Origin of the sequence: Holdemanella sp. DFI.5.55, from assembly GCF_020593575.1 — a bacterium.
GTDB classification, from domain to species: Bacteria; Bacillota_I; Bacilli_A; order Erysipelotrichales; family Erysipelotrichaceae; genus Holdemanella; species Holdemanella hominis.
This window is the reverse complement of the sequence record NZ_JAJDMK010000020.1, coordinates 18,134-31,423: the sequence shown is the minus strand read 5'-3', so window position 1 is coordinate 31,423 and position 13,290 is coordinate 18,134. Positions and strand designations below refer to the sequence as shown.

Below are 13,290 nucleotides of genomic sequence, written 5' to 3'. Positions count from 1 at the left end.
ATTATGGTCAAATGGATATTTTATATCTTCTGTAGGGCATATCAGTGAAGCTGCAATCAAGAAATATATCGAGGAGCAGAAAAATGATACAACCCGATTTGAAAGCCTATCGTAGATGTTCAGATAGACATGTATTAGTATTGGAAACGAATCTGACTTATGTAGAAAAGTGTCAGATTTTTCATTATGCCGATTTGGTTCGTAAAGCTGGTAATGAACTGACTGGAATCATGAAAAAAAGATATGATCAGCTTGTTCGTACGAAAAGGTATCGCAAGCTAAAAAGGCTTTATAAGAAATATAAGGATACCGATAATAAAAAGGCATTAAAAGATGTATGTAATCAGATGAAGGAAATGCAGAAACAGTATGATGTGACATGGGATTACTGCAGAACTTCAATGATTCCTATTGGAAAGAAATATGGAATCAATGCCGTATTTGCACTAACGAAAGCGGAGGATGTATTTCGTGGAATCGACAAATGTCTTTATTCGGATGGAGAAACAGTTCATTTTAAAAAGCGTGGAGATCTTCCATGTATTCGTGCTAAACAGCTCAATCGTGGAATCATAATGAAACAAATGAATTTCAAATTCAAAGATATGGAGTTTGGTGTAAAAATCAAAGACCGCTATGAACAAGAGGAAGTGGAAGCTGTATTGTATTATTTGAAGAATGCAGAATTAATGGATTCTATGGCGGCAAATACATACAGGGAAACTGATATCTGTGTATCAACATACAGACCTTGTTACGTGAGTCTTGTATGTAAAAAGATCCGTGGTAAGTTAAGAGTCTATGTACATATCACAATTGAAGGTGTAACTAAACCGAAACAGGATCGTTTTGGCAATTTTAAACACAACAAAGGAAAAGGCATTGTTGGATGTGATATTGGAACTCAGACAATTGCGTATACAACAGAAACAAAAGCAGGTTTAAAAAATCTTGCAGAAAGAGGAAGTTGTATTGAAGTCAATGAACGAAAAGAAAGACGGATTTATCGTGCAATGGATAGGAGCCGTAGAGCAATGAATCCAGACAACTACAATGAGGATGGAACTATCAAAAAAGGAAAGAAGAAGTGGACATACTCTAATCGCTATAAGAAGTTGAGAACGAAACATACAGAACTATGCAGAATCAATGCGATCAATCGACATTTAGCCATCCATGAAGATGTAAATGAATTAAGAAGCTTAGGGGATATCTTTGTGACAGAGCCAAAGAATGCCAAGAAACTGCAAAAGAAAGCTAAAACTGGAAAGCGCAGGAAAAGATTTGGAAGATCAATAAAAAATAGATGTCCAGGCTATTTTCAGAGTCAGGCTAAAAGGAAGTTCAGAATCTATGTTGAAGTGCCAAATGACTATAAGGCAAGTCAATATGATCATACGAGTGATGAATACATCAAGAAATCGTTGTCACAAAGAATGTATAAACTTCAAGATGGAACAATGGTACAAAGAGATCTATATTCATCCTTCCTTTTGTACTGCATTGATCTAAATACAAACAAAATCGATAAGAATAAGTGTATTCATGAATTTGAGAAACAGTATAAAAATCAAAATGAAACGATTGAATATATCCAAGTGAATCAGATCAAAGTCATGAACAGTGGAATTAAGGTAAATTAAATAAATGTTAAATCGGGAGATTGACTATGCTTCCATGTAGAGATACAGAAAACAATCGCTAATGTGCTAAATGTAGTGCTTGATTGTAGAGTTCACTGCTCCAACAGAAAGACAGGAATCCAAAGTTTGAAAATAATGTACGATTGCTGCATAATGTTGTCAGTTCAGAACCCTCATTGCTTGCGGTGAGGAGTAGTCAGATCAGATGTCTCAAAAGGAAAAAAATCATGATAGGTTCCCAAATTCATCTAAGGTAAATTAGGTATGCATGATTCTTAAAGAATTATTGACACTATTTATATCGATTAAATACTTAGATGAGTTTGGTAGCCTATCATGAAGAAATTATTTTCGAACTAGAAAAAGAACACTTATAAAAATGTCCCTAATCGATATTCTAAGATATAATCATCCATGATGAAATCATTTCCTATATCTGTCTGTACAGAATCTATCCATTGAAAACCAAACTTCTCATATACAGCTAGACTATGTTTATTATATTTATTACAAGTCAAATAAATAGATGGGTAACAATACTTTTCTGCCTGCTTCTTTACATATTCAAACATTTCAGTCGCATAGTGCTTTCCTCTAGCCAAATCCTTTAAATACAGTTTGGACAAGAATAAACGATCCGGCTGATTCTGCAACCCAATATATCCAACTAGCTCATCGCCTTCATATACCTTATGATAATGATACTGCTGATGTTTTACTTGGTCTTGCATGGCATCAAAACTCTGAAACTTATCTACCATATAATCAATTTGTGCTTCTGAAATGATTCCAGGAAAGAATTCATGCCAAATCTTTTCGGCAAGAATAGCTACTTCTTTTAAATCATTTTCATTCTTACACTCTACAATATTAATACTTTTCATAATGCACCTTCGAAGAATCAAACTTATCTTTTACAACCTCTTCTTGATCTATATATCCAAATGAAATCATCCACATTGGAACAATTCCTTTTGGCAATTTAAAATATTGGTTTAAAGCCAAATAACGCTCTTCATTCGGATACACACCCAGCCAGCATGAACCAATACCCAAACTTTTCGCTTCAACCAACATATTCTCTGTAGCCGCTGCCAAGTCTTGTTGACAATAATCCAAACTATCATTCTTATTTTTATCCGCACAAACAACCATTCCCATGGCTGCATCTTTTAGAAAAGATGCATAGGGTGTCATTTGACTTAAATCCTTTAATGTATCTTTGTTTTGAACAACAATAAATTGCCAAGGCTGACTATTTCTAGCACTAGGAGCACTAAATGCCGCCTTTAAAATTAAATCGATCTCTTCTTTTTTTAAAGATTCCTGTTTATATTTTCTTATACTCGTACGATTAAAAATTGCATCCATACTCTTTACTCCTTTTCTGTATTATATCACCATTTTGAAAATTCGCTTTCATTATATAATGACTATTCTTTTCTTTGTGTTACAATACAAGCAGGAGGAATTTAACCATGTTAAAATTTGAACCATTCTATCAAGAATACGAAAGAACATTAGATGCCTTCTCATTGGCATTCTCAACCATTTATTTTGAACAAATGACAATTGCACCAAAGAAAGGAATTCCTTATTCAAATGAAATGTTGTCTAGACTATCTAAACAAGCATTCATCATTGAAAATGATCCAGAAACAATCAAAAAGATCAAGGAATACGCAAAGACATTGCCAGAAGGAAGTTTAGAAAAGAAAGAAGTCGACTATCGCCTTGAAGCCTTAGCACAATCTGAAAACATTCCTAGTGATGTATATGCGAACTATGTCAAAGTCAAAGCCGATAGTGAACTTGCTTGGCATGAAGCTAAAGAAGCAGATAACTATGAACATTTCAAGCCTCATTTACAAGCAATCATGAAAGAGACTTTACACCTTTTAGAATATGACCCTAAGTTTAATGGAAACAATGCGTATGATGTATTGTTAGACCGTTATGAAAAAGGCATGACACAAGAAAAATATGATGCATTCTTTAATAATGTGAAAGAGAAATTAGTTCCACTAATTCATGAAATTCAAAACAAACCACAAATCAATGATGACTTACTTCATGAAACTTATGCAGTGGATCGCCAAGAAAAATTTATGGATGTTATTTGTGACTTCATGAAAGTAGATTTTGGGAAAGTATACCTTTCAACGACAGAACACCCATTCACAGATTTCTTCTCAAGCAACGACACTCGTATCACAACACACTATTATCCAGATCAATTCTTAAGTGCCATCCTTTCAACTGTACACGAATATGGACACGCTCTTTATGGACTACAAATGGATCCTGCTTTTGAAGGAACCATGCTAACACAGGCTGTTGGTTCGGCTGCGCACGAATCACAATCTCGTTTCTTAGAAAACCACGTTGGTAGAAGTCACGCATTCTGGCAAGCAAACTATAATCAATTAGTAAATTTATTCCCAGAATTTAAAGATGTGTCTGTTGACGAGTTAGTAAACATGATCAATAAAACTGAATGTGCTTTGATTCGTACAGAAGCGGATGAATTAACATATCCATTACACATTATGGTTCGTTATGAAATCGAAAAAGAAATTGCGAAAGGAAATGTAGATTATGATAAGCTACCAGAAGTATGGGCCGATAAATACGAAGAATATTTAGGTGTTCGTCCTACAAACTATAAAGAAGGTGTCTTACAAGATATGCACTGGTCTACAGGATACTTAGGATACTTCCCAACATACGCATTGGGTAGTGCGTATGCTGCACAATTATATGCAACAATGGAAAAACAATTTGACGTAGAAGAAGCCCTACTAACAAACCACTTTGAAAAAATCACAAACTGGTTAAAAGAAAATGTACACCATTATGCTGCAAGTAAATCTATGGCTGAAATCGTAGAAGAAGTAAGTGGAGAACCATTTAATCCTGATTACTACACAGATTATTTAATCAAAAAATATAAGAAATTATACAATCTAGACTAAGAAGAAGTGAGTAACATCACTTCTTTTCTTATTGACAAGAATGGTTAGAAATGAATCATTCTGAATTTTTAAGAAAAAAAGCAGCTAACCTATTTTCACAGACTAACTACTCATATTTAGTACCTTATTCAAATTTATTCTACAAATCCGACAGTGAAATTCTATCGTATGCGCCATTTTTCTTATCTTCCGGATGTGGCTCCAATCCAATAATCGTGATATCTTTCTGATCCGGTCCGTAAACCCAATACATTCTCATTGCACCACTTGTTTTATTTTCCAAATAAGATTGCCACACTTTCATTCCGTAACGTCTAGATAAAGGCTCTATTTCATGGGTTTGAAGACTCGGATAAAATGGATCCGCCGACAACAACTTTAAAGCTTTCCCCCATTTTTTATAGAGTTGCTCTTCCTTCTTTTTGATCTTACCAGAACGATATTTTTGTTGCAAATCTTGCCAAAGTTCCTGCATTTCAGGAATTCCCATTCGTATATTAAAATTCATTTATTATTCCTTTGAAAAATCCGACAAATCAATAGCCGTGGAAACATCTCCACACTTAAAATTACTTACCGCACGATCCATATCTGCCAATGTTCTAGCTGAAATGCTCTTTGGCACTGATAATTCCCGAGGTTCAAGAATTATACAACCATTTCCATATTCTTTCACATTGTAGTAATGATAAGTAGCTCCTCTAAGAGTAATTCTTTTTTTGTTATCCAAATGTGCAACATAATCCTTTATTGTTTCCATTATCAACACCTCCAACATAAACCTAAATGTGGGAATTCCCACTCTCTATCATTATAATAATTTTTTCTTTATTCTTTGTCAATCTAATTTTTCTTGTTCACTATCATCAGGAAGGGGGATATGCACAACAAGAAAAACAAATTCTTTATTGATTAGAATGGTTAGATTGGTTAGTATATGAGTAAAAAGGAGCTATTTTATGATATTTCAAGAAGATTTTGAACAAATGCGTTCTTTAGAACAAGACTTAACTTTTCTTTCTGCTAAAACTGAATTCGATGAATCAAACATCCCATTTAAAGAAAAGAACTTAGGCATTCAAAATCAAGATGGTATATACACGAATTTAGGACTACTTTTATCGGATCAATGTAAGCACACAATTAAAGTTGCAGTTTTTAATGGAGAAACACAGAATGTTTTTCAAGATCGAAATGAATTTACCGGTTCATTATTCAAACAAATGCACGAAGTATATTCTTATATCGATTTTAGAAATCAAAAACATTCCAACTTTTCAGGATTGAAAAGAATTGATAAAAGAGATTATCCAGAAGTAGCCATTAGAGAAGCTTTATTGAATCTAATTGTTCATCGTGAATATTCATATAGCGCAAGTTCTTTCATTCGTATGTATACAGATCGTATTGAATTCACTTCAATCGGAGGCTTATTAAAAGGAATCACTTTAGAAGACATTCGACTTGGTATTTCTGTTTGTCGAAACCCAAAACTCGCAAATATCTTTTACCGATTAGAACTCATTGAAGCTTATGGTACTGGCATTCAAAAGATTATTGATTCGTATTCAGAATCTGAATTCAAGCCTCAATTTGTGACAACAGAAAACGCCTTTAAAATTATTCTTCCAAATCTAAATTATCAAAAGAAAAACAATAAAATTCAGGAAGATATAGTTGTATATGATTGTCCCGAAAACAAAATATTAGAGTTTGCGAAAACACACACCCAATTCACTCGTAAAGATGTTCAAGATGCATTTAACCTTTCTCAAACAACTTGTGGACGCATTTTAAACAGAATGAAAGAAGAAGGTCAAATCTCTCAACATGGTAAAGGTAAAAATACATTCTATATACTAAATGAAAAGAAGTGAGTCAAATCACTTCTCTTTATTTATAGTCAAATAAACCATCATTCTTTTCTTCCATAGCCTTGATGATATGATATACAAATTCATTATAAGGCGTTGGAATATTTAGTTCTTTTCCCATCTTTATTATTGCCCCCGAAAACATATCAATTTCCGTATGCCTTTTGGCATCCAAATCCTGCAGTGTAGAATATCTGGCCGTTTTAGGCACTGCACTACCACGTGTTGCACTTGAATCAGCCTTTGACATATCAATACCTTTAGCTTTTGCAATAGCCTCTAATTCATCCTTTAATCCAGACTGTATAGCTCTCACATGATCACTATCCGAATAACATCCAACACCTGCTCCAAGAATAGCTTGAGGTAAGTTTTTCGTTACATTTAAACGAAACTTACTCCATATTTCTTCCTGAATATAGGAAGTTGTTCGATAATGTAGATCACTTTGACTAAACAATTCATCGATTTCCTTATTTTCTTCTAGTACAATTCCAATCGTTGTTTCTGGATCAAATACATATCCTAAGCCTTCTTTATGACTTGCAACTTTAATCAATGAATACACCATATGCTGCATACCAATCTGATTTCCAATAATTTGTTCACTATCCACACCATTCATTAAAGACATCACTAATGTATGTTCATCTACAATTTGTTGAATATCTTCTAAAGCATCTGGCAACGCATTGTATTTTAAACATACAATAAGAAGATCTACTCCATGTGCTTCTTCAGGCGTTAATACTTCGGGATGATAAATGACATCATTGATTAAACAACCATTCTTTTTTAATCTTTCATTTCGTTCATCTTTTGCGATGACACTTAATTGTATATCGCACTTTGATAAACCATAAATACAATAGGAGCCAACAGCTCCCGCACCGAATATCGCAACCTTTTTAATTGTCATGTACTTCACTCTTTTCTTTTAAATGAACATGGTACTTTTCTTTTACATAAATTCCCAACAAGATTCCAACTACATATAGAGAAATATCCCCTAAATCAAATACGCCTCTATGAAAGATCAACTGCATAAATTCACACAGAAAACCAATGAATACAGAAACAATAAAGTTTTCTTTATTTGATGAAATAAGCAGTCCATTCACCCATGGCATAAACATAAAGTATCCAATATTAAATGCGAATACGATCCACTCTGTCCAAGAACCATAATAGATTTCTCTAAGACAGGCAAATGGATTCAATTGAATAATACTGATACCTTGATCATAGCGCATCAATAGGGCAATAATCAAAAATATATAATATACAAAGAAAAACATGGCTCGATGTTTTACATTCCAGTTTTTCGTAAAAAACATCAACGCATCATATATAACAACCAGTTCAATGCACCATACGACAAATTGAATTGGATACCATCCCATGCCAAAAATTTCCATTAAAACAGCTGTGACGTAGTAATGAATGAACAAGGATAAAACTAAACTTAAAATTAAGTATCTCCAATTTTTCATTTTTAAAGTCCCCTTATTTTCTTTCTATTATGACACACCAAACTTTAAAATTCATTAAAAATCTAAAATTGAAGAATCCCAACCCATATCCTTATAGCCTTGTTTACAACGTTCCATATACGAATCGCTTGGTTTACATATTGGAAAACGATCATACATTTGGTAGATAAAACCAGTGATTGTTTCATTGTTTTCTAATAATACCTTTTCTTCAAAACAATCATATAAGTATGGATAGTCTTCATATTCATCTAAACTCTTCTTATCATTTTCACTCACATCCCATATAGCTACTCGCACAAAATCCCCTTTTTTCTTATCTACTGTAAGATAAGCTCGTCCAGGATTTCCACGATATGTAAGTGTATAGTTTTCAAGTCTTGCCAAAGACACAAACTTCGCATCTTTACATCGCTGCTTCATTTCTTCTTTGTTTAAATTACTTCCATATGCGATATAATACATATTTTCCCCTTAAAGAAAATAGGATGACGAATCATCCTATAGTTTACTTTCAATATTTTGCATCAACATTGCCTCAGGCATATATCCTGAGAATGCTGCAGCTTGTTGTCCTTTTTTAAATAGAATCATTGTTGGAACAGACATAATACCAAATCTTTGCACTAAATCTGGACTTTCATCCACATCCACCTTTACAATTTTCACTTTTCCATCTAATTTATTTGCGACTGATTCAAGTACAGGTGTCAACATTTTACATGGTCCACACCAAGTTGCGAAAAAGTCGACTAAAACTGCATCTTCGTTCATTAATGCGTTAAATTCTTCTGTATTTACAATTTTCATACAAGGTTCCTCCTTATCTGATTCTATTCTATAACAAGCCTTTGCGTAAGTCCATTTCTTTGCCCGCCAACAAAGCATCAATGACTTTTCCAATACCATTATTCATATTTGTGTCCGTAACTACAGTAGCTGCATACTTAGCTTCATCCATCGCATTCCCCATAGCTACACCAATACCTACTTGTTGAAGCATCTTCAAATCGTTTTGTGCATCTCCAAAAGCCATGACCTCATTCATGCTGATTCCAAGCCTATCACAGATTTTCCACAATGCACTAGCCTTGTTGACATGTTTTGGCATAATTTCCAGCCAATCTGGACCAATCAACAATACATCATAATCACTTAAAGCCGCTTTAATTCCTTCAAAATTCTTTTCAAAGAATCTAGGAGAATGCACCATAATCACTTTATTGATATCTTGCGTCAAACGAATTTCTTCAAAAGGCAAATCAATAAAATTACGATTTTCTTTGCCATCCTTCAAGCCATAATCATCTGGCTCTCCTAAAATGGCATTTTTGACTTTTTTCTTTACACGATTCAATGAAGATATGTAACTATAAAAATCATATCCACATTGAAAAATTCCCTCTACACCAAATTGCTTACAAACTTTCTGAATCTTAATTCCATCTTCTGTCGTTAAAACATCATCCAAATCATATTCTTTATTTTCAAAATCATATACAACTTGTCCGTTTACCAATGCCAAAAAATGATTTCCATTTTCTAATCCCAATGGTTCATATACAAATTTACATCCGTTTTTATCTCGACCCGACGCAATCACAACGTGCATACCTTGTGCCATCGCCCTTTGAATCGAATCCACCGTTCTTGGATCCATTCTTTTCGATTCGTCTAAAAGTAAAGTTCCATCTAAATCAAAAGCCAAACACTTTATAGTCATAATTATTTATCCAATTCTTCTTGATATGAGAACAATTTTGTACAATATTCTCCATTAAAACATGCCAAGCATAAACCAACGCCATGCGTAGCTTCCTTCATTTCTTCTTCGGTCATAAAACGTAATGTATCCGCATGAATGTAGTCACGAATTTCTTCTACACTCATCTGAGCACCAATCAATTGATCCTTTGTAGAAGTATCTACACCATAGAAACATGGACTCGTGATGACTGGACTAGCGATACGAACATGCACTTGGGTAGCTCCTGCATCCTTCAATAATTGTACAATTCTTCTTGAAGTCGTACCACGTACAATCGAATCATCAATCATAACAATTGATTTTCCTTTAACCACGCTAGATACAGGACTTAATTTTAATCGAACGCTACGATCACGCATCGCCTGTGTAGGTTGAATAAATGTACGTCCTACATAACGGTTTTTAATCAATCCAGTTTCAAATGGAATACCCGCCTCTTCTGCATAACCAATGGCTGCTGATAAAGATGAGTCTGGAACACCAATAACGATATCCGCATGTAAATCTTTATCTTCTCTGGCAAGAATAGATCCTGTAGCCTTACGGAACGCATGTACATTGATACCTTCCACTACACTATCTGGTCTTGCGAAATAAATGTACTCCATTGCACACATATGGTTATCTGTATTTGTTGAATAAAATTCATGTTTCACAATACCCTTATGGAACTCTACGATTTCTCCTGGTTTTAAATCCACACTTTCATAAATTCCCATAACTTCAAAAGCACATGTTTCACTACTAATTACGTAGCCATCTTTACTTTTGGCATAACTTAAAGGTCTTAAACCATGACGATCACGAACCGCATAAATAGTATCCTCATTCATAACTAAGAAAGAGAATGCACCCTCAATACGATTTGCAGTCTTCATGACACGTTCTTTTAAAGTACCTTTTTGTTTCTGAATCAAGTGAAGAATAATTTCACTATCACTTGTTCCCTGGAAAATAGCCCCTTCATTTTCAAGTTCAATACGAAGCTCTTTCTCGTTAACAATCTGTCCATTATGAACGATAGCTAAACTTCCATTATGTCCCTTTGATACAATTGGCTGAATGTTTTCATTTTCCTGACCGCCCGCTGTACTATAACGAACATGCCCAACAGCTAATCTTCCGACCATAGAGTCTAATTTTTCTCTTTGAAAAACATCTACAGTCAAGCCTTTTCCTTTCTGTAAAGTGATATTTTCGCCATCTGAAACGGCAATACCACTCGCTTCCTGACCCCTGTGTTGCAAGGAATGCAAACCATAATACGTAATACTTGCTGCATTATCTACGCGATATGCACCAAACACACCACACTCTTCATGAATTTCATCAAACATAACTGATCTCCTTTGCCACAACATTATATCATGCATATAAGAAAAAATGGACAATTTTTCGTCATCCATTCATTTCTTTTAAGCATTCTTTTCGATTTAGATATAAAACACCAATTTTATACACACTTGCCATTGTAGGAATTCCTAGAAACATACCTGGAATACCTGCTAAAGATCCAAAAATCACAACAGTCATCATGACATAGATTCCTGGTAATCCTACTGAATTTCCAACGACATGTGGATAGATCACATTACTTTCGATTTGTTGAAGAATACATAAATATAATAAGAACCAAAAAGACATAATTGGACTTACAGTAAATACCATAAACATACCAATCGCCCCACCAATATAAGCTCCAATCATCGGAATAATATTAATAACTCCAACTAATGTTCCAATCATAGCCGGATATGGCATACGTAGTATAATCATACCCAATGTGCATAGTGTCCCTAGAATAGTTGCCTCAATACATTGTCCACCAATAAAAGCACTAAAAGTCTGATTAATAATTTGCAAACACTTATCTATTCTACGTTTCACAATTTTGCTTAGATATAGATTCGTTAAACGGTGATACAACTGAACGAATCTTTCTTTCTCTAATAAAACATAGATTGCGAAAATAAACATCAACACAAAATTAAATACACTATTCACTATGACTGTCACAACATTAAATGTCGTACCTACAACATTGGTAACACCAGTCGAAAGAACATTAATACCGGATTGAATCAAATTTTTCCAGTTGATATCTAAGTTATTAATAGATTCCGCAAGCTGTGGATTGTTCTCAAATAAATTCACCAAAAATTTCTGTGTATTCTCAAAATATTTTGGCAATACAGCCACAATCACTCCAATGGCTTCGCTTAACGATGGAACAACGAGTGTAATTAAGAAATACACAAAAAGAAAAATTAAAATCAAAGAAAGAAGCAGGCTTGTTGCACGCTTCCCCTTCTTCATAAAACCTAAGCGCTTTTCAATCTTAGCCATAACCAAGTTAATCACAAAAGCCATCATAGCTCCAAACACTAAAACTCTACATGCATTCCATAATATAGATACCATAGAAATCAATGTATCCAATTTAATCAATCCAATAATGATGATTGTGATTCCAAATATATATATCCATAAATTTCTTTTATTCATAAGCACCTCGCCCCCCTTATTCTAATACATACGTGTATACTTTTTAAATAATTTGTTATTTCTTTCTTCCGTACCATCACAGTTTAAAGAAGAAAAAACAGGTACTTCTACGTTGCGTTCGATCAAATATTCGGCACATGCCACATTGATACATTGTGCAATGAAAGAATTGGCCATACTTGATGTTGGACAAAGCTTGGCATCCAAACCATCAATAGATAAAGCGCAATCTCCAATTTCTCCACAATTATCAATGACAATATCTGCAATTTGGTACAAATTCTTTCCACAAGAATGACGAGAAGATTGAGCAGTTGTATGTTTCATACTTGTGATGGCAACTACATGTGCACAACGACTTTTAGCTTCAAGTGCAAGTTCGATTGGATAGGCATTACGCCCAGAATTGGATGCAATCAAAACGACATCACCACAAGATATACCATATAACTCTGCTAAGATTTTGGCATAACCACTAAGTCTTTCAATATGTGAACTCTTTGTCGGATGCTCCGTCATCGTAAGTTCACTTGTCAAAATGGGAACCACAAAAGCTAAACCACCTGCACGAGCATACATCTCTTCTGCCATTGTATGAGAGTGGCCACTTCCACTTACGAAAAACTTATGACCTTCCATAAAAGCTTGAGCCATTAAATGACCAGTTTGTTCTAATTTTTCAAATTGTGTTTCTTGAATCTTTTTAATGATATCAAGACCCACTTCAAATACTTCTTTCATATTATTTCTCCTTGATATGCATATTTCTTTATATTCATTATACAACAAGAAGAAAAATAAAAAACAGCCATCAAGGCTGTATATTGTTTAAGTGGTGCCGACTATAGGAATTGAACCCACAACCTACTGATTACAAGTCAGTTGCTCTACCAATTGAGCTAAGTCGGCATGATTTATGTGGTGCAGAGAAAGGGATTTGAACCCTCACGCGATCTCTCGCACTGCCGCCTGAAGACAGCGTGTCTGCCATTTCACCATCTCTGCGACTGAGTGTATTATACTAAAAATTCA

At 34.3% G+C, this 13,290-nt stretch carries 16 protein-coding genes and 2 tRNA genes; 4 read left to right on the top strand and 14 right to left on the bottom strand.

Annotation, left to right across the window (positions count from 1 at the left end; genetic code table 11):
* Both LJE08_RS15275 and LJE08_RS06095 read left to right on the top strand, forming a co-directional pair.
* On the top strand, window positions 1-115 hold a 115-nt coding region (locus LJE08_RS15275; RefSeq protein WP_368735823.1), incomplete at its 5' end, for a transposase.
* A complete protein-coding gene (locus LJE08_RS06095) occupies window positions 84-1,643 on the top strand; it encodes a hypothetical protein (protein WP_227402715.1) in 1,560 nt (519 codons plus the stop codon). The genes LJE08_RS15275 and LJE08_RS06095, both read left to right, overlap by 32 nt.
* Window positions 1,644-2,014: 371 nt before the next feature.
* Here LJE08_RS06095 and LJE08_RS06090 read toward each other — a convergent pair whose 3' ends face one another.
* Window positions 2,015-2,527 carry a GNAT family N-acetyltransferase gene (locus LJE08_RS06090; protein WP_227402714.1) on the bottom strand — a complete coding sequence of 171 codons (513 nt, stop codon included), beginning with the start codon at window positions 2,525-2,527 and terminating at the stop codon, window positions 2,015-2,017.
* Complete coding sequence (locus LJE08_RS06085) at window positions 2,514-3,014, bottom strand: nitroreductase family protein (protein WP_117926840.1); 501 nt, start codon at window positions 3,012-3,014, stop codon at window positions 2,514-2,516. Before LJE08_RS06085 ends, LJE08_RS06090 begins: the two co-directional genes overlap by 14 nt.
* 107 nt (window positions 3,015-3,121) lie before the next feature.
* Between LJE08_RS06085 and LJE08_RS06080 the strand changes: the two genes are divergently transcribed.
* Window positions 3,122-4,618 carry a carboxypeptidase M32 gene (locus tag LJE08_RS06080; protein WP_217255809.1) on the top strand — a complete coding sequence of 499 codons (1,497 nt, stop codon included), beginning with the start codon at window positions 3,122-3,124 and terminating at the stop codon, window positions 4,616-4,618.
* 139 nt (window positions 4,619-4,757) lie between these two features.
* Here LJE08_RS06080 and LJE08_RS06075 read toward each other — a convergent pair whose 3' ends face one another.
* Window positions 4,758-5,126 (bottom strand): hypothetical protein, encoded by a 369-nt coding sequence (locus LJE08_RS06075; protein WP_117926685.1) that lies wholly within the window; start codon window positions 5,124-5,126, stop codon window positions 4,758-4,760.
* A gap of 3 nt (window positions 5,127-5,129) precedes the next feature.
* Window positions 5,130-5,378, bottom strand: coding sequence for a hypothetical protein (locus LJE08_RS06070; protein WP_117926684.1), 249 nt, complete (start codon window positions 5,376-5,378; stop codon window positions 5,130-5,132).
* A 199-nt stretch (window positions 5,379-5,577) separates the two neighbouring features.
* Between LJE08_RS06070 and LJE08_RS06065 the strand changes: the two genes are divergently transcribed.
* Entirely contained in the window at window positions 5,578-6,495 is a 918-nt protein-coding gene (locus LJE08_RS06065) for an ATP-binding protein (RefSeq protein WP_227402713.1), read from the top strand.
* Between the two features lie 16 nt (window positions 6,496-6,511).
* Here LJE08_RS06065 and LJE08_RS06060 read toward each other — a convergent pair whose 3' ends face one another.
* From LJE08_RS06060 to LJE08_RS06015, 10 genes are all read right to left on the bottom strand, one after another.
* Window positions 6,512-7,411, bottom strand: coding sequence for a ketopantoate reductase family protein (locus LJE08_RS06060; protein WP_227402712.1), 900 nt, complete (start codon window positions 7,409-7,411; stop codon window positions 6,512-6,514).
* Complete coding sequence (locus tag LJE08_RS06055) at window positions 7,401-7,985, bottom strand: VanZ family protein (RefSeq protein WP_117926681.1); 585 nt, start codon at window positions 7,983-7,985, stop codon at window positions 7,401-7,403. Before LJE08_RS06055 ends, LJE08_RS06060 begins: the two co-directional genes overlap by 11 nt.
* Window positions 7,986-8,039: 54 nt before the next feature.
* Window positions 8,040-8,450 (bottom strand): gamma-glutamylcyclotransferase family protein, encoded by a 411-nt coding sequence (locus tag LJE08_RS06050; protein ID WP_217255806.1) that lies wholly within the window; start codon window positions 8,448-8,450, stop codon window positions 8,040-8,042.
* A 36-nt stretch (window positions 8,451-8,486) separates the two neighbouring features.
* Window positions 8,487-8,795, bottom strand: a complete 309-nt coding sequence (gene trxA, locus LJE08_RS06045) for a thioredoxin (protein ID WP_227402711.1) — start codon at window positions 8,793-8,795, stop codon at window positions 8,487-8,489.
* A gap of 28 nt (window positions 8,796-8,823) precedes the next feature.
* Window positions 8,824-9,708 (bottom strand): Cof-type HAD-IIB family hydrolase, encoded by an 885-nt coding sequence (locus tag LJE08_RS06040; RefSeq protein WP_227402710.1) that lies wholly within the window; start codon window positions 9,706-9,708, stop codon window positions 8,824-8,826.
* Between the two features lie 2 nt (window positions 9,709-9,710).
* Entirely contained in the window at window positions 9,711-11,090 is a 1,380-nt protein-coding gene (purF, locus tag LJE08_RS06035) for an amidophosphoribosyltransferase (RefSeq protein ID WP_117926677.1), read from the bottom strand.
* Between the two features lie 61 nt (window positions 11,091-11,151).
* The gene (locus LJE08_RS06030; protein ID WP_227402709.1) at window positions 11,152-12,258 is read right to left on the bottom strand and encodes an AI-2E family transporter; all 1,107 of its coding nucleotides are present in this window, start codon (window positions 12,256-12,258) and stop codon (window positions 11,152-11,154) included.
* A gap of 21 nt (window positions 12,259-12,279) precedes the next feature.
* The gene (locus tag LJE08_RS06025) at window positions 12,280-12,999 is read right to left on the bottom strand and encodes a sugar isomerase domain-containing protein (protein WP_227402708.1); all 720 of its coding nucleotides are present in this window, start codon (window positions 12,997-12,999) and stop codon (window positions 12,280-12,282) included.
* A 92-nt stretch (window positions 13,000-13,091) separates the two neighbouring features.
* Window positions 13,092-13,167 (bottom strand) — tRNA-Thr (locus tag LJE08_RS06020).
* 10 nt (window positions 13,168-13,177) lie between these two features.
* Window positions 13,178-13,263, bottom strand: a tRNA-Leu gene (locus tag LJE08_RS06015).
* Between the last annotated feature and the right edge of the window lie 27 nt (window positions 13,264-13,290).